The organism is Bacillus sp. FJAT-29790 (assembly GCF_019039215.1).
Classification (GTDB): domain Bacteria; phylum Bacillota; class Bacilli; order Bacillales; family Cytobacillaceae; genus Cytobacillus.
In genome coordinates this window covers 211656-232698 of the sequence record NZ_JAHNZZ010000001.1, presented here as the reverse complement: position 1 = coordinate 232698, position 21043 = coordinate 211656, and the positions used below count along the sequence as shown (strand labels likewise).

20 protein-coding genes are annotated in these 21043 nt (G+C 38.1%); 3 read left to right on the top strand and 17 right to left on the bottom strand.

Annotation, left to right across the window (positions count from 1 at the left end; all coding sequences use genetic code 11):
- Positions 1–240: 240 nt before the first annotated feature.
- The 4 genes from BGM26_RS01120 to BGM26_RS01105 form a co-directional block, all read right to left on the bottom strand.
- A complete protein-coding gene (locus BGM26_RS01120) occupies positions 241–960 on the bottom strand; it encodes a LutC/YkgG family protein (RefSeq protein ID WP_254118892.1) in 720 nt (239 codons plus the stop codon).
- Positions 960–2387 (bottom strand): LutB/LldF family L-lactate oxidation iron-sulfur protein, encoded by a 1428-nt coding sequence (locus BGM26_RS01115; protein ID WP_217037891.1) that lies wholly within the window; start codon positions 2385–2387, stop codon positions 960–962. Before BGM26_RS01115 ends, BGM26_RS01120 begins: the two co-directional genes overlap by 1 nt.
- A 112-nt stretch (positions 2388–2499) precedes the next feature.
- Positions 2500–3216, bottom strand: a complete 717-nt coding sequence (locus BGM26_RS01110) for a (Fe-S)-binding protein (protein ID WP_217037890.1) — start codon at positions 3214–3216, stop codon at positions 2500–2502.
- Positions 3217–3397: 181 nt separating this feature from the next.
- Positions 3398–4129 (bottom strand): FadR/GntR family transcriptional regulator, encoded by a 732-nt coding sequence (locus tag BGM26_RS01105; protein ID WP_217037889.1) that lies wholly within the window; start codon positions 4127–4129, stop codon positions 3398–3400.
- Positions 4130–4445: 316 nt separating this feature from the next.
- Between BGM26_RS01105 and BGM26_RS01100 the strand changes: the two genes are divergently transcribed.
- Both BGM26_RS01100 and BGM26_RS01095 read left to right on the top strand, forming a co-directional pair.
- Entirely contained in the window at positions 4446–6140 is a 1695-nt protein-coding gene (locus tag BGM26_RS01100; protein WP_217037888.1) for an L-lactate permease, read from the top strand.
- Between the two features lie 130 nt (positions 6141–6270).
- Positions 6271–8016 (top strand): B12-binding domain-containing radical SAM protein, encoded by a 1746-nt coding sequence (locus BGM26_RS01095; protein ID WP_217037887.1) that lies wholly within the window; start codon positions 6271–6273, stop codon positions 8014–8016.
- Between the two features lie 143 nt (positions 8017–8159).
- Here the strand turns inward: BGM26_RS01095 and gucD are convergent, their stop codons facing one another.
- From gucD to BGM26_RS01035, 12 genes are all read right to left on the bottom strand, one after another.
- Entirely contained in the window at positions 8160–9629 is a 1470-nt protein-coding gene (gene gucD, locus BGM26_RS01090; protein ID WP_217037886.1) for an alpha-ketoglutaric semialdehyde dehydrogenase GucD, read from the bottom strand.
- 21 nt (positions 9630–9650) lie between these two features.
- The gene (locus BGM26_RS01085; RefSeq protein ID WP_254118890.1) at positions 9651–10826 is read right to left on the bottom strand and encodes a UxaA family hydrolase; all 1176 of its coding nucleotides are present in this window, start codon (positions 10824–10826) and stop codon (positions 9651–9653) included.
- Positions 10810–11118 (bottom strand): UxaA family hydrolase, encoded by a 309-nt coding sequence (locus BGM26_RS01080; protein WP_217037884.1) that lies wholly within the window; start codon positions 11116–11118, stop codon positions 10810–10812. Before BGM26_RS01080 ends, BGM26_RS01085 begins: the two co-directional genes overlap by 17 nt.
- A gap of 262 nt (positions 11119–11380) precedes the next feature.
- Positions 11381–12283: a fumarylacetoacetate hydrolase family protein gene (locus BGM26_RS01075; RefSeq protein ID WP_217037883.1), complete on the bottom strand. Its 903-nt coding sequence runs from the start codon at positions 12281–12283 to the stop codon at positions 11381–11383.
- A gap of 52 nt (positions 12284–12335) precedes the next feature.
- Complete coding sequence (locus BGM26_RS01070; RefSeq protein ID WP_217037882.1) at positions 12336–13619, bottom strand: TRAP transporter large permease; 1284 nt, start codon at positions 13617–13619, stop codon at positions 12336–12338.
- Entirely contained in the window at positions 13616–14155 is a 540-nt protein-coding gene (locus tag BGM26_RS01065) for a TRAP transporter small permease (RefSeq protein ID WP_217037881.1), read from the bottom strand. The genes BGM26_RS01070 and BGM26_RS01065 overlap by 4 nt, the downstream gene beginning before the upstream one ends.
- 325 nt (positions 14156–14480) lie before the next feature.
- Positions 14481–15482: a C4-dicarboxylate TRAP transporter substrate-binding protein gene (locus BGM26_RS01060; RefSeq protein ID WP_254118888.1), complete on the bottom strand. Its 1002-nt coding sequence runs from the start codon at positions 15480–15482 to the stop codon at positions 14481–14483.
- An 89-nt stretch (positions 15483–15571) separates the two neighbouring features.
- A complete protein-coding gene (locus BGM26_RS01055; RefSeq protein WP_217040582.1) occupies positions 15572–16507 on the bottom strand; it encodes a fumarylacetoacetate hydrolase family protein in 936 nt (311 codons plus the stop codon).
- A 19-nt stretch (positions 16508–16526) separates the two neighbouring features.
- Positions 16527–17300: an SDR family NAD(P)-dependent oxidoreductase gene (locus BGM26_RS01050; protein WP_217037880.1), complete on the bottom strand. Its 774-nt coding sequence runs from the start codon at positions 17298–17300 to the stop codon at positions 16527–16529.
- A gap of 15 nt (positions 17301–17315) precedes the next feature.
- Positions 17316–18089, bottom strand: coding sequence for an IclR family transcriptional regulator (locus tag BGM26_RS01045; protein WP_217037879.1), 774 nt, complete (start codon positions 18087–18089; stop codon positions 17316–17318).
- Positions 18090–18404: 315 nt separating this feature from the next.
- Positions 18405–18548 carry a hypothetical protein gene (locus tag BGM26_RS01040; RefSeq protein WP_217037878.1) on the bottom strand — a complete coding sequence of 48 codons (144 nt, stop codon included), beginning with the start codon at positions 18546–18548 and terminating at the stop codon, positions 18405–18407.
- The gene (locus tag BGM26_RS01035; RefSeq protein ID WP_217037877.1) at positions 18548–18709 is read right to left on the bottom strand and encodes a hypothetical protein; all 162 of its coding nucleotides are present in this window, start codon (positions 18707–18709) and stop codon (positions 18548–18550) included. Before BGM26_RS01035 ends, BGM26_RS01040 begins: the two co-directional genes overlap by 1 nt.
- Positions 18710–18848: 139 nt before the next feature.
- On the opposite strand from BGM26_RS01035, the gene BGM26_RS01030 reads away from it, so the two are divergent.
- On the top strand, positions 18849–19199 hold the full coding sequence (locus tag BGM26_RS01030; RefSeq protein ID WP_217037876.1) for a DUF3905 domain-containing protein: 351 nt from the start codon (positions 18849–18851) through the stop codon (positions 19197–19199).
- Between the two features lie 171 nt (positions 19200–19370).
- Here BGM26_RS01030 and BGM26_RS01025 read toward each other — a convergent pair whose 3' ends face one another.
- Positions 19371–20735, bottom strand: coding sequence for a TrkH family potassium uptake protein (locus BGM26_RS01025; protein ID WP_217037875.1), 1365 nt, complete (start codon positions 20733–20735; stop codon positions 19371–19373).
- Positions 20736–21043: the final 308 nt, after the last annotated feature.

The following is a 21043-nucleotide window of genomic DNA, read 5'->3' as shown; positions in this document are numbered from 1 at the left end:
CCAGCTGGTTATCTCCTGTATTATGTAAGACTTTAACCCTTGCAGGCTGCCCGCAGCAAATCTGTGATTTAGGGTAAACAATTTTCATATTAATCTACTTTAATCATAAATAAATCACTAGTCAATTGGTCATCAGATAACTAGTGGGAATTTTCCCATAATATCGTACTTTAGAAATACTCTAAAACAAAAGAGACTAAAGGCTGATTATCGTATATAATCAGCCTTTAGTTCGTAATATTATAAATCTTCCACCACTATATATGCCGCTTTAAACGGCCCATGAACGCCAACGACGAGATTCATTTCAATGTCAGCGGAATTGCTAGGACCTGTAATAAAGTTAATACAAGAAGCAATATGTTCGCCTTTTTTAACTTTTTCTCTAATTAACCGAGCTGCTTGTGTCATTCTCGGAACTAGCGAACTTTTCGGAATAATGATCACAGACTTTGCAGGCAAGAAACTTACGGTTCTTCCTTTATCTTTGCTGCTGAAAAGAACGACTGTGCCTGATTCAGCAAGGGTAATATCACTAACTGTAATCCCGACATTTGCACGTTCTGCAAACTTGACATTTTCCTCTCCTCTGGACGAATCCCATTCATGAAACTCGACGTTTTCTTCAGGCCATAATTGTTGGAATAGTGGAGATAGGCCATACTCATCGAAGCGAGAATCTTTCCAAGTCACAACTGGTCCACTGCCATAGTCGGAAACGATATTTTTTACCGCTTTGGATAATCCCAATTTATCGGTAACAAAGATATCCGTGTGTATATTCTTGCATTGTGCCTTAAGCACTTCGAGCAGTTCATCTAAATTTGCCCCCTTTAAGACTTCGTCCTGTGGAGTAAAGTTCCAGTTTGGTCTCTCAACTCCTGCAGACACTTTTTCTCTTCCTAAACGTCCTGCAATTTTGCTCAGGAACAAATCTCGATTTTGGATCGTACCTTTCATTATTTGTCGCCTCCTTTAGAACGATCTTTAAACCAATCGCGGAATCTCTCTTTATTCGGTGCCGGGAATTCACGGACTTCTGTCCAAGCCTTTAATGGCCCAGGTCCATTAGAAATCTTATCACCGACAGTGAATGGATTCATCGCTGCAGGAGCAATTTTAGTGCCCAGTTTATAAAGAGATGGGGACGCGGCTCCGAGACCAAAAGCTTTCATCGCTAGTTTTTCGGATATCGGCGCTCTGCCCTCTTTTTCGACGATAACTTGACGATGTTTATGTAACAGCTCATGAAGCGGGATCTTTACTGGACATGCCTCAGTACAGGCACCACATAAAGTCGATGCATACGGAAGTTCTTTATAATCATCATATCCGCCCAATAGTGGGGATAGGACTGCTCCGATTGGACCTGAGTAAATAGAACCGTATGAATGTCCGCCTACATGTCGGTAAACAGGACAAACATTTACACATGCAGCACAGCGGATACATTGAAGAATCGAATGGAACTCCCCGCCGAGAATATTTGAGCGCCCATTATCAACAATGACTAGATGAAACTCTTCTGGCCCATCAACATCTTCTTCATCTCTTGCACCTGTCAGTACGGTAATATAGCTTGTTAGCTTTTGACCAACGGCGCTTCTAGTTAAAAGGCTTACAAGGACTTCCATCTCTTCATATGTTGGAACTAGCCGCTCCATACCCATGACAGTGATTTGCGTTTTCGGTAAAGCTGTCACAAGATCTGCATTTCCTTCATTTGTCACCAAACAAATCGATCCGGTTTCAGCCACAGCAAAATTGCAGCCTGTAATTCCTACATCAGCTGATAAATATTCCTGGCGAAGCATCTCCCGTGCATGCCAAGCTAATTCTTCAGGCTTTTCTGACTTTTTATAGTTTAGCTTTTCCGTAAAAACATCCCTTATTTGCTCTTTATTTTTGTGCAATGCAGGCGCCACAATATGTGAAGGCGGATCGTGGTCATCAACCTGTAGAATATATTCTCCTAAGTCCGTCTCAATTACTTCACAGCCAGCATCCTCTAGACAAGCATTCAAATGGATTTCTTCTGTAACCATTGATTTCGATTTTACAACTTTTTTAGCGTTTTTCTTTTCAATGACTTCACGAATGTACTGGCTCGCTTCTTCGGCAGTCTCAGCAAAGAAAACATGGCCGCCTCTCTTTGCCACATTTTCACTTAGTTGATATAAATAAAAGTCAAGGTTCTCCAAAACATGTTGACGAATTTCCTCTCCGAGTGATCGCCATTCTTCCCAGTTGCCAAGTTCTTCAGCTGCATCAATCCGTCTAGTCCGAAGCCTTTCCTGTGCTCCAGAAACGGCGCCTCTCATGAAGGCATTTTGAATCCCGTCATCTACCCGTTTCTTAAAATCATCGGTTCCTATTTTCATAGACAATTGATATTCCCCCTTTTCCAAAAGCATATACGAGCTAAGGTCTTTCGTAATTATTCATCGTTAACGGACATTTTAAAGCTCGTTTACTCTTGAACTGTCCGTCTTATATTTCTCAGCGACTGTTTAAAACTTCCGCAATATGCAACACTTTAATCGGCAATCCTTTCCGTTCGATTCTTCCCCCAATGTTCATCAGACAGCCCCCGTCTGCGCCGATTAAATATTCTGCCTTCGTCTCTTCCACATGCTGAACCTTCTCATCTACCATTTGTTCAGAAATTTGCGCCATTTTCACAGAGAACGTCCCTCCGAAACCGCAGCAATTATGTTTCCCTGGAAGCTCAGTGAATTCAAGCCCCGATACATTTCTTAATAGCTTCATTGGTGCCTCTTTTACACCTAGTAATCTCGTCATATGGCAGGAAGTATGAAACGTTGCTCTTCCATCAAACCTTGCACCTACATCCTCAACTTGTAAAACATCAACAATAAATTGAGTTAATTCGTATGTCTTGTCTGCAAGCGCTTTCGCTTTTGGCTCCCAAACAGGATCATCTTTAAAAATATTCGGATACTCGTGAAACATATATGTACATGAACCTGATGGCGATACGACATATTCAGCATGCTGGAATGTGTCGATCATTCTTTTCATCGCTTCTTTTGATTCCTTCACATAACCACTGTTATAAGCAGGCTGCCCACAGCAAACCTGTGATTCTGGAAAATCAATTTCACAGCCTAGATGTTCTAATAATTCTACTGTGGCCTTTCCCGCATTACTTTGAAACATGTCCACTAAACATGTAGCAAAAAGAGTTACTTTCATAGAATTCATCCTCTCTTTAAAAAGCAGTTTCATATTTTCTACTTTAAATGTAAATAAACCACTAGTCAACCGGTCATCAGACGACTATTAAATTTTATCATAATCTTATTATTGTGTAAATTTAGGTAATACTTGTTCTTGAAAAAAAATTGCGCCTCTATAATCAGGCGCAAATACCATCTTATTTTTCATTTTTATTTGTTTCTTCAAAATATTTCCCGAGGATTTCCTCAACATTCCCCAAATGCTCAAGCATAGCTGAGCTTGCCTTATTTTCATCCTGATTAGATATCGCTACATAAATTTTCATATGCTCGTCATACAATTTTTCTGTTGTTGTTCGTTTGGAAAAAAGCCAAAGTCGCCTTGTTTCCTTCATTGTCTCTTGCATTAATCCTGATACATGATTTAATAGACTGGAGAGTAGCAGATTTTGAGATGCCTCCGCAACTGCTAGATGAAATTGAAAATCCGCATGTTCGCCCAACTCCTCATTGCCATTCGCAATTTTCATTTCCTCTAATGCCGATTCCATTGCTTTCAGATTTTCAGACGTTCTTTTCTTTGCAGCAGAGGCAGCTGCACCAGACTCAATGATTTTCCTTACTTCCAACAAGTTTGCAACATCCTCTATGTTCATTAGGATTGCTGTCGAAAGCGGGAAAGTAATTTGCTCGGAACCAAATCCTTTTATATATGTTCCTTCACCCTGTTTCATTTCAACTAGTCCCATTGCTCTTAGAGCTGATAAAGCTTCTCTGATGGCCGAGCGCCCAACTTGAAAATTCTCTGCGAGTTGTTGAACAGAATCCAGCTTGTCACCAGGATTTAACTGTCCAGTACGAATCATTTCATAAATGGTTTCAGTTACTTCTTCATATATTTTTTTTGGCTTAATTTTTTTGTACTTCAATTGATTCCCCCCAGTATTTCCGTCCCAACTATTTCTGAATACGCTTATTATTATTCAGATTATAACACTTTACAACAAATTATAGTCGTATAGTAAACAGTTCCTTTTAAAGAAATTTCTTTAATTATTCACAAATTGCAATAAAGGAGATTGTCTTTTTCGAATAAAAGAAATATACTGTAATTTATCAAGTCATCTGATGACCTAATCATCTTGTTTTTAATTAATTGTAACCGATTACTTTATGGGAAGAGGTAATTTGGATACTGTACTTGATGATTAGGAAATCTATTAAATTGAACATGGGGGTATAGGTTTGACGACATTTACTCAAAATTTTACTGCAGTTGGAGATAATCTTGCTTTATCTGCTGTAGTGGCACTCATCCCAATTTTGTATTTTTTCTGGGCTTTAGCAATTAAAAGAATGAAAGGCTATATAGCGGGGATTACTACTTTACTAATCGCTATGGTCATTGCTGTAGTTGCTTTTAAAATGCCGGCAAATATGGTATTCATGTCAGCCACTCAGGGAGCTGTTTATGGAATTCTCCCGATTGGGTGGATTATCATTACTTCTGTATTTTTGTATAAATTAACCGTAAAAACAGGGCAGTTTGATATTATCCGAAGCTCTGTTTTGTCCATAACAGAAGACCGTCGTATTCAGGCTCTTCTAGTAGCCTTTTCTTTTGGTGCATTCCTTGAAGGGGCAGCTGGATTTGGAGCTCCTGTTGCAATTTCAGCCGCATTGTTAGTTGGGCTAGGATTTAATCCCCTTTATGCTGCTGGGCTTTGTTTAATTGCCAACACAGCACCAGTTGCTTTCGGGGCGATCGGGATCCCAATTATTGCGGTGGAAGGTCCGACAGGTATTCCTGCTATGGAAATTTCAAAAATGGTTGGACGGCAGCTTCCTTTCTTATCTGTATTTATTCCTTTTTATTTAGTAGTCATTATGACAGGATTTAAAAAAGCATGGGAGATTATGCCGGCGATCCTTGTGTCGGGTGTTTCGTTTGCAGTTACCCAATATCTATCATCTAACTTTCTGGGACCTGAACTTCCTGATATTCTATCCGCAATAGTGTCTCTGTTTGCATTAGCTATCTTCTTAAAATTTTGGCAGCCAAAAACGATTTATCGATTCCCTGCCGAGCAAGAAATGGCAGCTACTGCTGCTAGGCAAATCTCTTATCAGAAAGAGGTTTCTTATACTGGCGGACAAATTTTTAAAGCATGGTCGCCTTTCCTTATCCTAACTGGCATTATTTCCTTATGGGGAATTCCAGCTGTGAAAAAGGCATTGATAGGTCAATATGAGGGACCAAATGTCATTTTGAATAGCATCAACAATATCGGAAGTTCACTGACCTTCTTACCAGAAGTACCCGGTCTACATAATAAAATTATTAATGCTGCCGGAGACACGGTCGGAGCTATATTTAAACTTGAAATTCTTGGGGCAGCTGGAACAGCGATTTTAATTTCAGCATTTATCTCTAAATTCATTGTTAAAATTTCATGGAAAAACTTTGCCATTACCTTCGGCGAAACACTAAATGAGTTGAAATATCCGATTATTACGATCGGTGCAGTCGTAGGGTTTGCTTATGTTACGAATTCCTCTGGAATGAGTACGACTCTTGGAATGAGCCTTGCTAAAACCGGGATGCTATTCCCATTCTTCTCTCCATTACTTGGATGGCTAGGCGTGTTCATTACAGGCTCGGATACTTCCGCAAACCTATTATTCGGCGCACTACAAAAAATTACCGCAACTTCGGTAGGTATGGATCCAGTATTAGCAATAGCAGCAAACTCTTCTGGTGGCGTAACAGGGAAAATGATTTCTCCACAATCAATTGCTGTGGCATGTGCAGCTGTGGGCCTTGCTGGAAAAGAAGCAGATTTATTCCGCTTTACAATAAAACATAGCCTATTCCTTGTTTTACTTATCTGTATTATGACATACCTTCAGCATACTGTTTTTTCTTGGATGATACCTTAATCTATTAGAAGCCCGCTCCTTTTTACGGAGTGGGCTTCTTTCTGTGAGGGGGTTCTTTACTATCCATTTTGTCTACAATAGGTTATAATAATATGTTGTTGTTTTAATACTCTTTAAAGGAGTTCCTATAATGAAAATTATTTGTTCGACGTTAAATGCTAAATATATTCATACAAATATAGCCATTCGTTATTTGAAGGCATATGCACAGCCAGAGTTCGATATTGAAATTGCAGAGTACACGATTAATGATCCAGTCATGAACATTGTGACTGACCTCATTCGGAAAAAGCCTGCTATTATTGGCTTTAGCTGTTATATCTGGAATATTGAAGAAACGATTAAAGTCTGTAAAATGATTAAAAAAATTAATCCTTCCATTCAGATTATTGTTGGCGGACCGGAAGTGTCTTACGATGTTCAGGATTGGATGGAAAATGTAGATGAATTCGACTTTATTGTCATTGGCGAGGGAGAAGAAACGTTCAAACAATTATTAACTGAGCTCACAGAACAAACACAGTTTGAAATTGTTCCTGGTGTTGCCTTTCGAAAAGACGGCCAGATCAAAATAAACCCACAGCGAAACAAGCTGGATCTCCGCGATCTGCCATCCCCTTTCAGATTTGAAGAGGATATCTCTCATCTTTCTAAACGAGTTACTTATATAGAAACAAGCCGTGGCTGCCCTTTTAGCTGTCAATTCTGCCTTTCTTCTATTGAAGTAGGTGTTAGGTATTTTGACAGAGAAAAAGTAAAAGAAGATATTAGATATTTAATGAAGAATGGCGCGAGAACAATTAAATTCGTTGACCGGACGTTTAATATCAGCAGAAGCTATGCCATGGAAATGTTTCGGTTTCTTATTGATGAGCATTTGCCTGGAACGGTATTTCAATTTGAAATAACAGCTGATATTATGAGGCCTGAGGTTATCGAATTTTTAAATAAGGAAGCACCACCTGGGTTATTTAGATTTGAAATTGGGGTTCAGTCAACGAATGATTATACGAACGAGCTTGTCATGAGGAAACAAAACTTCGAAAAGCTCTCACGTACTGTTACGATGGTTAAGGACGGTGGGAAAATTGACCAGCATCTCGATTTAATTGCTGGGCTTCCTGAAGAAGATTACCATTCCTTCAAAAGAACATTTAATGATGTCTTTGCGATGCGACCTGAGGAATTACAGCTTGGCTTCTTAAAATTGTTAAGGGGAACAGGACTAAGATTGAGAGCAGAACAGCACCAATATATTTATATGGATCACTCCCCATATGAAATGCTCGGAAATAATGTCCTATCGTTCGATGACATCATAAAAATTAAACAAGTTGAAGATGTCCTTGAAAAATATTGGAATGCTCATCGGATGGATTTTACGATTGAATATCTTGTTTCACATGCATTTCCATCTCCATTCGACTTCTTTCAAGATTTCGGAAGTTATTGGGAGCAACAAGGCTGGTCCAGAATCGGGCATCAATTAGAGGATTTGTACAAACGCCTCTATGAATTTCTTGAATATAGCAAGATTACCAACTTAGATGTGATTGAAGGCCTGATGAAATATGATTATCTTTCCAGGCAAAAATATAAACCAAGAAAACCATGGTGGGAATCCAGCTACGAAAAATCCGAAAGATCCTCAATTTATCAGGACATCTTACAGGACCCAGCCCGCTTAGGCAAAGAGTTCGCCAACCTAGGGCTTAACGAAAAGGATATATATAAGCACACACTAATTGAAAAACTAACATTTGATTTAGACAAATATTTTACTGAAGGAAAGATCGAGAAAAAGACAACGACTATCCTTGCCTTTTTCGAACCGAGCTCTGAAAAGACATCGTTATTTTCTACTCCCGAAAAGTAAAGTAAAGTAAAGTAAAAATCAAGCCTGGCGGATCCGTCAGGCTTGATTTTATTTTTTCAAAACAGCAACTAGCATTTATATAACCTTCTTCGCCTACCCAGCAAAGAAAAAGGCAAAAAACTTACTCGGACGTTAATCCGCTATTATGATCCTTTAATAAAAATTGTCTTAATAGCAGTGAAAAACTCTTTTGCTGCTTCTCCTTGTTCACGGGAACCTGAGCTTGAAGCTTTCATTCCACCAAATGGAGATTGAAGTTCAACACCAGCACTTTCCGCATTGATTCTTACAAGACCCGCTTCAATTTCATCAATAAATTCCAGCAAAGCGTTTATGTTAGATGTGAATATGGAGGCGCTTAAGCCGTACTTAGTATTGTTAGCGATTTCAATAGCTTCTTCTAGATTAGCAGCTTTAATTAAGGCGATGACGGGACCAAATATTTCTTCTTGGGCAATAGCCAAATGTGGTGTGGCTATTTCAAAAATAGCTGGTGAAATGTAATATCCATTCTCATACTCTTCGCCTTTTAGTTCTTCGCCACCTAAAAGTAAAGAGGCACCCTCTGCTTTTCCTTTTTCAATATACTCTTTCACAGTATTAAACTGACTTTCACTCGCGCATGGCCCCATCCAAATACCTTCATGTAAGCCGTTACCGATAGTGATTTTCTTCGTTTCCTGTATTAGCTTTTCTTTAAAATCTTCATAAACTGCTTCTTCGATAATAACCCGGCTCGATGCAGTGCATTTTTGTCCAGAAGAACGGAATCCTCCACTAATGACTGCTTCGACAGCCAAATCTATATTTGCATCTTTAGTGACGATTACAGGATTTTTCCCGCCCATCTCCATTTGGAATTTAATGCCTCGCTCTGATGCTGCTTTCGATATATTTTTACCAACAGTCTCGGACCCAGTAAATGTAATCCCATTCAGTAGTGGGTGTTCAATTAATTCTTGCCCGATTACTGAACCCGAGCCCGTAATTAAGTTCAGCACCCCTTTAGGAAGCCCCGCTTTAGCAAAACATTCCACAACTTTTGCCGCTGTTACTGCACCTTCAGAGGCAGGCTTCAATACAATTGTATTTCCATATACTAGAGCAGGTGCAATTTTCCAAATTGGAATAGCCACAGGAAAGTTCCACGGAGTAATTACACCTACAACACCCAAAGGAGTACGCTTTGTAAACATTAGTGCATCTTTATCTGACGAAGGAATAACATCCCCTTCTTTACGCATTCCCTCTCCTGCATAGTAGCGAAGAATTGCCACACCCCGTGCCGTTTCACCTTTTGCTTCAGGTAGCGTTTTGCCCATTTCTCTCGTCATAGTTTCAGCAATATCGTTAAGGTTCTCTTCTAATACGTTTGCTACTTTAAATAACAACTGACCTCTCGCTGCCTGACCTAGCTTACGCCATGCTTTTTTCGCTTGGTGGGCCGCATTCATTGCATTGTCCAAATCATCTTTCGTAGAGTTTTGAACATAACCGACTACTTCTTCCTTGTTAGCTGGATTTATACTTTTAATTACTTTTTGAGAAAGTGATTCTACCCACTCATTATCAATAAAATTTTTATAGGTTTTTTCTTTAAATACCGTTTGCATGGTTGTTACCCCTTTTCTTAATTAGAAAGTTGGTCCTATTCTCCAAATTCCAAAATCATGCTGTTTCAAAATTTCTGCTTTCGTTAATTTTCCAGAAGAAACTTTAACAATTTCTTCAAAAATCCTTATACCAACAGAATCGATCGTTTCTGTGCCTTCGATAATAGTTCCTGCGTTTAAATCAATATTTTCTCTCATTTTTTCAAATATGCCAGTATTAGTTGATATTTTAATAGTAGGTGCGATCGGGGAACCTGTAGGTGTTCCTCTTCCGGTGGTAAATAGAACCACTTGCGCTCCACCCGCTACCATCCCTGTTAATTGTTCAATATCATGTCCTGGAGTATCCATCCAAACTAATCCTTTTTTATTTGGGGATTGAGCATAATCAATAACTTCCTGTAATTGTTTACTTCCTGCTTTATTAGCGGCTCCTAAAGATTTTTCTTCCAGCGTACTTAGGCCGCCTCTTTTATTTCCAGGGCTAGGATTTCCAGTTCGGATATCCACTCCCATTTGAATAGAACGCTTTTCCATGGCCTTAATGACTTCATACGCTTTTTTCGCTACTCTGTCATCTACTGCCCTATTTGCTAATAAATGCTCCGCCCCAATTAACTCCGTCGTTTCTGCTAAAATGGCGGTCCCGCCATGCTCAATAATCATATCACTGACGGCTCCAACCGCAGGGTTAGCCGAAATACCCGAACAGGCATCTGAGCCTCCACATTCTGTCCCAATAATTAACTCACTAATGTCGCATAGCTCTCTTGGTTGGGCAGATGCATCCTGGACCATTTTTGCGGCTATCTTTGCTCCTTCTGCGATCGCCGTTAACGTGCCTCCATGATCTTGGATAGAAACAACTTCTACTGGTTTATTCGTTTTGGCCAGTTCACCAGCCACACTTCTAGCTTGATGCGTTTCACATCCTAGTCCGAGAACGACTACTCCATAAACATTTGGATTTGCTCCCATCCCAACATATGTACGAAATGTCTGCTCATAATCTATTCCCACTTGAGCACAACCATGTTGATGGATAAACGAAACCGTCCCATGAACCAATTCTGTAATTTGCTTTGCAGCTTGTGTTGCGCATGTAATAGTCGGTAATATTAATACATGGTTTCGAACACCTACTTTACCATCTGGTCTTCGATATCCCCAAAATTTATTATCATTTGTTAATTTCAATTTGGTCACCTCTTCCTCGGATTCCTTCAATATTATGCACATGTACGTGGGCACCTGGTTCAATATTTTGACTTGCTCTTCCTATGACTTCACCGTATTTTAGAATATCTGTTCCTTCTGTAATCAGAGTAACTGCAAACTTATGACCGAATTCGATATCTTCTAATAGCTCAATAGTAAGGTTTTTCCCCCTGCAGGACACCGTTACAATAGCATTTGCCGGAATGTTTTCTAGCGCAGTTGCAACTAAATCTTCCGGCTTCATCAAAATAGTTTTATAGTTTTTTATCATTATTATTTGGCTCCTTCATCAATATTTTAATAAGGCTGACTTCGCATATATTGTTGTTTTAGCCTACAAAGTTTATCCGTTGATTTCCGCTGCGGGCACTTGCTTTCCGCGGGGAGGGACGGGAGCCTCCTCGGCGTTACCGCCTGTGGGGTCTCCCGTTCCCTCTATCTCCCGCTGGAGTCAAGTGCCCTCCGCTCCAATCAACTCAGATTATTAAATAAAAATCCCCTTATAAAAACAACAAACTTTACGAAAACAGCCTTTAATAAAGAGCGATCTGTTTATTAGCTGGTGCTTTCACTGGGTTTCTCAATACTCCAATTTCAGGGATTTCAATTTCTATTACATCTCTGTCCATTAGAGTAAAATCATTTGGTGGAACTATACATGTCCCTGTTAAAAGGATGGTTCCATCAAAAATCTCATTATCCCTTAATAAATAGGAAATTAATTCATCATACCTTCTTTTTAATTGGCTAGTGTTCGCTTTTCCCTCGACTACCTTTTTATTGTCACGATAAATTCTACAAATAATATCAAATTGATAAGCATCTTCAACTGTTTCTGCTAGCAGAAGAGAAGGTCCAATGGCACATGATTGCTTCCATATTTTTGCTTGCGGAAGATAAAGGGGATTTTCACCTTCTATATCACGACAACTCATATCATTTCCAATCGTGTAAGCCAAAATGTTTCCTTCTTGATTAATCACAAGACCCAATTCCGGTTCGGGAATTTGCCAGTTTGAATCACTACGTAAATATACTTCTGTATTTGGTCCCACTGTTCTTGCAGCGGTCGACTTAAAGAAAATTTCTGGGCGCTCAGCACCGTAAACTTTATCATAAAAAGTGTTCACGTCTAACTTTCCATCTGTCGCTTCATAATTTCTTGCTTCTTTACTTTTTTCATATGTGACTCCGGCCGCCCATACTTCTGGTGCTTCAATCGGAATTAGTAATGATAGATCCTCAAACTTTATTGCCGAAGGTAGTTCATCTTGTGTCATTTCTTTAACAAAAGAATAAGGTGACTGATTACGCTCCTTTGCGTATTCTACCAACTCGAAAAAATGCTTAAAAATAAGAGGAAACACTTTTGAATCATCGGTTAATGCCGCTAAAATCGGAGTTCCTTGTTCATTTTCATATCGAATAATCCGCATGTTTTTTCTCCTTTTGACAGTTTAATAACCCTACCGTTTGGATACAAATGAATCACTTTAATAATCCCGGCAGCCACAATGAAATCATCGGTACAAATGTAATGAGCATTAAAGCGATAAATAAGACAATGTACATTGGCCATACCTCTTTTAAAAAATGCTCTATTTTAACCTTTGTTATGGAACAAACGGTAAACATCGCTGTTCCAAGTGGTGGGGTAATCGTTCCTATTCCAATATTAAACAAAAAGACCATTCCTAAATGGACAGGATCAATTCCATATGCCTCGCCCATCGGAATCAACAATGGTGTTAAAATAATAATGGCAACATTTCCTTCAATAAACATTCCTAGTATTATTAAAAATAGATTTAATACTAATAGAAAGGCCACCGGTGTGCTTACAACTTGAGTTACATAGTCTGTTGCAATATGAGGAATTCTTTCCCATGTTAGAATCCACCCAAATGCAGACCCTGCAGCAATAATTAGCAAAATAGATGCGGAAGTCGAAACAGATTCCTTTAGCGCTTTCATCAAATGTGAAATTTTCATTTCTCTATAAAATAAAAACCCGATTAACAAAGCATAAACAATAGCAGCAGCCCCAGCTTCTGTCGGGGTAAAAACACCTATGCGGATTCCGCCGATAATAATGACTGGCAATATTAACGCTAGAATAGCATCTTTTGAAGCGATAGCAACTTCCTTAGGCCGTGCCACTTTTTCTCTTATTGGCAAATAACCTCGTTTTTTAGAAACGATATGGACAGCAATCATCATTAAAAGACACGTCATTAATCCCGGAACAACTCCCGCCATAAAGAGCTTTCCGATGGAAACATTTCCAATATATCCGTATAAAATCATCCCGATACCAGGTGGTATTAATGGTGTAATAAGCGAGGAGGCTCCGATGACAGTAGCAGAAAATCCGGGATCGTACCCTTTTTTATTCATTTCTGGATGCATCATTTTCGCTTGCATAGCTGCATCTGCTAATCCAGACCCTGAAAGTCCTCCCATTATCGTACTCAGCACTACGCTAACCTGGGCTAATCCCCCTGGAAGGTGTCCTGTGATTACTTCCGCAAAATTTGCTATTCTGCGGGTAATTCCCGTATAGTTCATTAGAACACCAGCGACTATGAAAAATGGAATGGCAAGTAGTGGTACTGATTCTATTCCAGCAATCATTCTTTGAACTAACAACATCGGTTCTACTTGCTGGGAAATTAAAAAATAGATTAGAGTGCTACCAATAATCGCAAATGCAACCGGAATACCAGCTAAAAACAACGCAAATAATGATATAGTAGAAATTGCAATACTCATGCTTTCGCCTCCTTCTGAGGTGCATATTGTTTTTCGTTATCTTTTTCAATTAATGTTGATTCTGCTTTATTTTTATCACTCATGTTAAACATATGAGATAAAATGTGAATGGTAGAAAAAACCCCGCTTAAAACTACAGCAACATCAATGTAAATGTAACTAATTCTAAGGATAGGTGTTAGTTTATCTGTCGCGAGTGCAGTCAACTGAATGCCCAGGTAAAAAAACACATAAACGTTCAGAGAAATAAGAACCATCTGTCTGAATAAAAAGGCTATTTTTCGCATTACTGGATTGAGTTTTTCTACAAAATATTCAATTCCAACATGTCCATCTTCCTTTGTTACAACACTTGCGCCGAGGAAAGTAAACCAAACAAATAAGGCCATTGTCATTTCTTCTGTCCATTTCAATGGATCTCCTAGAACATACCTCATAAATACACCAATAACTGTCACACTTATAATTAAAATAAGTGATATAGAAGCGAAAATGTTATCTACATTCGAAATCCAGCCACCGAGTCGTTTCAGCATATGATTCCTCCTTATTTGGATATTCCTTATTTTAAATGGTAATAATAGATTGCTAGTGAACGCAGCATGACATACAAATCTAAGAGAGTTCTTTATACAAATGGACAAAGTAACAATTATCTTGCTTTTCGAAACCCAGAAATACCTTCAGACTTGAAAGCTGACGAAACATTTAATCTTCCGTTTTTTTTGTATAAATTTTACTTCATTGGAATGTCTCTTAGTAGACTCGCCAATGTAAGAGGTGTTATGTGGAATACGATCATATCCCACATAACCTAGTTTTCACAAAACTTTTATCGATCTATAATGTTAGTTCTATAATTTATTTAAAAGATTTCTGAACCTCGTCATATAGCCCTGGACTCCAATTATCCATTTCCTTATATAACGATTTAATTGCTTCTTTAAACAATTCTTTATCAACCTCTGTAATTTTCACTCCAGAACCTTCTAGGTCTTTTAAAACATTTTTCTCTGATTCTTTAACTTTTTCGGCCATGAATTTACCTGTTTCATCGCCAGTCTCCTTTAGAACTTTCACTATATCTTCTGGAAGTTTTTCCATATAGGATTGTCCAGAAATCCATTGAATAATCATATTCGTATGGGCTGTTAAAGCTAAGTACTTAGCATTTTCATAAACTTTAGATCCATATATAACAGGAAGAGGGTTTTCCATACCGTTTATTACACCCTGAGCGATGGCCGGATAAACCTCACCAAGTGGTAGAGGGGTGGCTGTTGCTCCCATTTTTTCTATTATTTTTATCTGTAAAGGATTATTGGGCACTCGAACTTTGAGCCCTTTTAAGTCTTCCGGTGTTTTTACTTCCTTATCCGTAATCAAATGGCGGTCCCCATAAACCCATTTTGTTGTCACGATATGGATACCTTTATCCTGCAAATCTTTTTCTAAACCCTTAAACCAATCGCTGTCAGTTAATTTAAATAAACTATCATAATCATCTGTCAAATAAGGAGCTGAAAGAATTCCAATATCAGGGACGAAATCCATTAAGAAGCTCGCATCAGCAATATAAATAATATTTGCACCTGCCCTCATCTGTTCGATTGCATCCTGCTTCGAACCAAGTTGAGAACTAGGGTAAAGTTCAATCTTAATTTTTCCGTTGCTTTTTTCTTCAGCAAGTTTTTTCCATTCGTTTGCCGCTAAATCCAATGGCTCACCTGGCTGATTTTCATAGCCTATTTTAACTGTATATACATCACTCTCTGATTTAGTTGTTTCCTTACTACAACCAGCAAATGCCGTAAAAACTATCAATAGTAGTACCATCAATATCAACGATAACCTTTTATCCATATCTTTTCCCCCTTGTATATATAATAGAAAGCATGTCAGGAGTTCACTATGTAACCCTCGTACCGTCATTAACTAGAGCGCAAAATTCATCATACATTTCCTACTGAGGATTTTGGCTCCGCTATTTTTATTGAGGATGTTAATTGGTTTGTCAACTCACCAAGTTTTTCAATTTTGATGGTTACTTCATCTCCTTCTTTCAACCAGATCTGCTCATTTTCCGGCAGACCAAATATTACGCCTTCTGGAGTGCCCGTTAAAATAATATCTCCAGGCTCTAAAGTAATGTATTTAGAAATATAACTAATAATCTCATCGCAATAAAAAATCATATCTGATGTATTCGAAGATTGTCTGATTTCACCATTCACAATTGTTTCTATCTTTAATTGATTAGGATTACCGACTTCATTTGCTGTTACTAAATAAGGGCCTATCGGACTGAAGCCATCGCAACTTTTCCCTAAAAGCCATTGATTAGTTCGGAACTGAAGATCTCTTGCCGATAAATCATTTACGTTGCAATACCCTGCCACAAAGTCTAAGGCCTGTTCTTTTGAAACATTTTTTATTTTTTCACCAATGACAATTCCAAGTTCGGCTTCGAAATCAACTTTATTTGAATCCGCAGGAAGTTCTATCTTTTCTCCATGTCCTGCGAGAGCATTACTGAATTTATTAAATAATACCGGGGACTCTGGAGGCTCCATATTTGATTCTTCCGCATGTTTTCTATAATTTAATCCTACACAAATAATTTTCGAACCTTTCGGAATACAAGGACCGAATTCAATATCCTTCTCATCAAGTAAAAATACGCTGTTATTTCCATTCGACTTTACGAAATATTCGAACTTCTCTTTCGATAAAGAATCCCCTTCTAACCACTTTTCTAAAGAAAGTGGAAGATCTAAAGGTTGACCAGTCGCCTTCCATGCTTTTTCAACATCTAAGATACCATATTCTGTTTTTACCCCAAATTTGTAGCGATCATTTGTTTGATCTTTAAAATTTAATAGTTTCATTTTCTTCTCTCCATTCTTTTTAAGCCATTTTTCCAAATGTTACTCCACCATCAATATAAAGCGGGGAGCCCATCATAAACTTAGATTCATCAGATGCCAAGAATAGCGCTGCTTTTGCTACATCTTCAGGTCGCCCCAAATCACCGCTTAGCTGCCTTTTTTTGATGTTATTTAAAGCATCTTCAGCATTTTCATACGAGTTTTTCAAATAATTTTCTACAAAAGGAGTGAGGATGGTACCCGGTAATATAGCATTCACTCGAATATTGTAAGGAGCATAATCAACTTGCATCGATTTTGAAAGAGCAAGAATTGCCCCTTTGGTTGCTGAATATGCCGCTCTTTGAGAAAGTCCAATTTCTGCAATGCATGACGACATATTAATAATGACGCCGTCTTTTCGCTTCATCATGTGAGGGAGTACAAACTTACTAGGCAAAAAAACACCTTTAATGTTTACATTTGTTACTTTATCCCATGACTCTTCACTAGTTTCATGCAAAGCTCCGACACAGGAGATTCCTGCATTATTAAAAAGGATATCTATCTTCCCATCAATGCTAAGAGCATCACTTACCATTCGTTCCACTTCAACTGCTTTTGTAACATCTGCTTTTATGAATGATGCCCTTCCCCCAAACTCCTTAATTTCGTTTAGTGTTTCATTTCCAGATTCGCTTAATAAATCATTAATTATTATATGCCCACCTTCTTTAGCAAATAAAATAGAGGCTGCTTTTCCAATTCCGGAACCGGCACCAGTAATTAAGATTGTCTTGTTTTTTAGTCGCATGTAGATTCCTCCCTTTTAAGAATTAACTGGAGCCAAAAAGCCGGCTTTTAAAGATATTCTATTAGCCAAATTAATGATTTCCTCATGAGCAACTTCTTGCTTATCCTCCCAATTTGTAGAGAGAATCGTTACACTAACGGCTGCAATAATTCTATTTTCATGATTAATAATCGGGGCTGCAATGCAGCAAAAGTCCTCTACAGCTTCCTGATATTCTTTGATAAACCCATCTTTTTGTATCTTTAAGATTTGTTGCCATAACTCATCTACACTCTTTACCGTGTATTTAGTTTTCTGCTCCAAGGTTTCATCGGGATACAATCCTTTTAATTGCTCATACGTATATTGGGATAATTGAACCTTACCCATTGCAGTCGCATGAGCAAGAAATTTCATTCCTGGGTCAGTGGCTACTCTTACAGGAGATGAACCTTCTTTTTTTGCAAGATAAACAATTTCCTTTCCATCAAGTATTGAAAGCTGATAAGTTTCATCCACTTTTTCAATTGATGTCAACGCTTCCAGAGAAAACGTATTGATAAGATCAAACTGCCTGAAATAAGAGGCACTAAGTATACCCAGTTTCATACCAAGCGAATACGTATCATCTTTTTCTTTTTTAACCCAACCCAAAACTTCCAACGTATTTAAAAGGGAAAAAAGAGAACTCTTATTAATAGCTAGCTCATTTGAGAAATCTATCAATCGATATTCAGCAGGATGATAGGCAATAATGTTTAAGATTTTATCAACACGTTCAATTGCAGGTACCCAGTACTTTTTTTCCATGTAATCAAGACCTTCCTAAGATGTTGGTTTATTATAGTAAACCTGGTTTTATTTTGTGATTCAAATATATCACGGATGTTTTATGGAATCAAGTGAATATTTTGACTCTTTTAATAATTGGGACATTCGACTTATCCTTATCCAAAAATCGAAAGAGAAACTTTCTATTAGGGCTAATCCACGGGTGCTCGAGAAAAAGGCAACAACGATCCTTGCCTATTTCGAACCGAGCTCAGAAAGGACCGCGTTATATTCTGCTTCTGAAAAGTAAATAAAATCAAGCCTGGCGGATCCGTCAGGCTTAATTTTTATGTTTTAGCATTTATTATTATTTTTTTTACTCTTTTCTTGATTCATAAAAGGGATCTCATACAACTTACTCGCATTCATTCCGCCAAATTCGATACCAAATTCAACATTAGCTACTTCCCTTTGTTTCTTGTCGGTTTTTTTATCCATTAAGATCTTCCCTTTCTTCCCTGCTTTGAATTTCTGTTAGCCCCTTTCATCGGGTTTTCTCCTTGGCTAAATTCTGCCGAGAACTCAGACTCATCAATGTTTTTCTTCGGGGTTTTGCTATGCTTAACCGCTGCGTCAAATTCTGCTTTTCTTTTCGCCATTTCTTACTCCTCCTAATTCAAAATTACCTTCTTATTGTTCGTTTCCTGCCTGCTTTCATTCGATATAATAATTTCCTTATTTTTAATAAATAAATTGTTTTATTAAACAAAAGCTATAAGAAAAAAGGAATGAGTACAAATGAAAAATAGGAAAAAGCAAGCTGCAAAACCAATCGGAATTGATGAAACACTACCACATCAAATCGAGGCTCCTAGTTTTAAGGATACTGGCATTAAAATGGAACCGCCATTTGAAAATTCTTTCGGTGTAACGATTGGCGATAGCTTCTATGCGTCTGTAAATTCTCCTTTAGAAAATTGGAGTGCTGAAACTGATCCTTCCATAATGGCTGGTGATGAATGGATTCATCCGACAAATGATATTGGCTGGAATACAGCAGAAAACAAAGCGCTGCTAGAAAGTAAAAAACCTCCCAAAGCATACCCATTTATGCACCCTACAAAGGATGTGAGTAGGGGAACCGACTAACAAAAAAGAGGAAGCGCCTTTGGGAAATTAAAAAGCCGATTGTTTCTGCGATTTTTATTCTAAGGAGCTTTCCTTAGTGTTCACCCCCGACAAGCACGCGACGCCCTCGAAAAATATATATTATTATTATTGAAACAAAAAAATCCGGGGATCGCTCCTCGGATTTTAGATTTAACCTATAATAACTCTCTCTTTCGGATAATGATAATTTGCTTGCTTTTTATTGCCTCCAATAATAAATAAGAAGGAAGTCAGACCAATTCTTCCGATAAACATCAATATCATTAGAACGCATTTCCCAAAAATGCTAAGTTCTGGGGTAATCCCCATAGACAACCCTACCGTACCGAAGGCAGAGCAAACTTCTAAAAAAATCGCAATCAGCTGATGCTGGCTATCAGAAATACTTAGAGCAACAACCGAAATAAAGCACATTACAATTGCCAATAGCGTTATGGCCAGTGATTTTATAATATCATCTTGATGCAGCTCTCGATTAAAAATTTTGATCTCGCGATTTCCTTTTGCAAAGTGATAAATAAATAACATATTCAAAGCAAATGTCGTCGTCCTGATTCCCCCGCCAACAGAATTCGGAGATCCGCCAATAAACATGAAAATACTCATGACTAAGAGCGTCGGCATTGAAAATTCATTAATATCCATTGTCGTTAACCCGGCACTTCTCGTCGTTGCTGCTTGAAAAAGAGCATAGAAAAAGCTTTTATGCCAAGGCAAACCTTGAAAATAATGCTTAAATTCAAATAGTAAAATAAGGATCGTTCCCAAAACGAGAAGAATTCCATATGTCGATGTCGTCAATTTTGCAAATAATGAAAAGCGGAAAGGGTATTTTAGATCGGACTTTCTCCGAAATAAATATTCCTTCACTTCAATGAGTACAGGAAACCCAATGGCACCAAGAATAATTTGTAAAATATTTATCAGTTGGACAAAATAATCTCCTGCAAAAGGAGCATGTGACTCTCCTGTTATATCCATCCCGGCGTTTGTTGTGGCACTAACTGATGCAAACAAGCCTTGAAGAAACGCTTCCTGCCAGGTCGGATAGTATTTCAAGAAGTGAAATCCAAGAATGAGTGCCCCGATAAGCTCAATAAGGAGAATAATCTTGATGATTTCTCTAACTAATTGAACGAGTCCCGATAATGCGAATTGATTATTGTCAACCATTATTAGGCGACGTTCGCGCAAGCCAATTTTTCTGCCCAAAATCATCCAAAAAAATGTGCTAATGGCCATAATGCCAATGCCTCCGAATTGCAATACGAGCATAATAATAAAATACCCAAACACACTATATGTTTCTGAAATATTAAATACAGTCAAACCCGTGTCACTTACCACACTGACAGCTGTAAAGACTGTATCAATAAAATCCACTTCGACCCCAGGTCTATGGACTGCTGGAATGCTAAATAAAAGAATTGAAACAGTTACTGCCAGTAAATAATACCCTGAAATCACCTGGGCAGGTGACAGTTTTTCCAGTAAAATTCGTACTCTACTCCACATGGATTATTTCCCTTCAATCTTTTTCATATTCCCTTATCATAATGAATATCGCATGCATTTGAAAGTAATAAGTTAAAAAATAACTATTTTATTTTTATATAAGGGGAAAAGAAATATACAGAAAAGAAACTTGTACAAGTGTTTTATGTGTTTGATGAAGTACCTGTCAGCTAAACATTTGGGTATTTTATTTTAGGCTGTTGTAGTAAACTTTGTTGCTTTATTAATGTGATAATATTCAATAATCTGAGTTGATTGGAGCGGAGGGCACTTGACTCCTTCGGGAATAGAGGGAAGCGGGAGACCCC

What these genes read in the sequence shown, in the direction of transcription:
- BGM26_RS01120 (WP_254118892.1), bottom strand. Translation starts at nt 960, where the DNA reads ATGAAAGGTACGATCCAAAATCGAGATTTGTTCCTGAGCAAAATTGCA.
- BGM26_RS01110 (WP_217037890.1), bottom strand. Translation starts at nt 3,216, where the DNA reads ATGAAAGTAACTCTTTTTGCTACATGTTTAGTGGACATGTTTCAAAGT.
- BGM26_RS01095 (WP_217037887.1), top strand. Translation starts at nt 6,271, where the DNA reads ATGAAAATTATTTGTTCGACGTTAAATGCTAAATATATTCATACAAAT.
- gucD (WP_217037886.1), bottom strand. Translation starts at nt 9,629, where the DNA reads ATGCAAACGGTATTTAAAGAAAAAACCTATAAAAATTTTATTGATAAT.
- BGM26_RS01080 (WP_217037884.1), bottom strand. Translation starts at nt 11,118, where the DNA reads ATGATAAAAAACTATAAAACTATTTTGATGAAGCCGGAAGATTTAGTT.
- BGM26_RS01075 (WP_217037883.1), bottom strand. Translation starts at nt 12,283, where the DNA reads ATGCGGATTATTCGATATGAAAATGAACAAGGAACTCCGATTTTAGCG.
- BGM26_RS01070 (WP_217037882.1), bottom strand. Translation starts at nt 13,619, where the DNA reads ATGAGTATTGCAATTTCTACTATATCATTATTTGCGTTGTTTTTAGCT.
- BGM26_RS01065 (WP_217037881.1), bottom strand. Translation starts at nt 14,155, where the DNA reads ATGCTGAAACGACTCGGTGGCTGGATTTCGAATGTAGATAACATTTTC.
- BGM26_RS01060 (WP_254118888.1), bottom strand. Translation starts at nt 15,482, where the DNA reads ATGGATAAAAGGTTATCGTTGATATTGATGGTACTACTATTGATAGTT.
- BGM26_RS01055 (WP_217040582.1), bottom strand. Translation starts at nt 16,507, where the DNA reads ATGAAACTATTAAATTTTAAAGATCAAACAAATGATCGCTACAAATTT.
- BGM26_RS01050 (WP_217037880.1), bottom strand. Translation starts at nt 17,300, where the DNA reads ATGCGACTAAAAAACAAGACAATCTTAATTACTGGTGCCGGTTCCGGA.
- BGM26_RS01045 (WP_217037879.1), bottom strand. Translation starts at nt 18,089, where the DNA reads ATGGAAAAAAAGTACTGGGTACCTGCAATTGAACGTGTTGATAAAATC.
- BGM26_RS01040 (WP_217037878.1), bottom strand. Translation starts at nt 18,548, where the DNA reads ATGGATAAAAAAACCGACAAGAAACAAAGGGAAGTAGCTAATGTTGAA.
- BGM26_RS01035 (WP_217037877.1), bottom strand. Translation starts at nt 18,709, where the DNA reads ATGGCGAAAAGAAAAGCAGAATTTGACGCAGCGGTTAAGCATAGCAAA.
- BGM26_RS01030 (WP_217037876.1), top strand. Translation starts at nt 18,849, where the DNA reads ATGAAAAATAGGAAAAAGCAAGCTGCAAAACCAATCGGAATTGATGAA.
- BGM26_RS01025 (WP_217037875.1), bottom strand. Translation starts at nt 20,735, where the DNA reads ATGTGGAGTAGAGTACGAATTTTACTGGAAAAACTGTCACCTGCCCAG.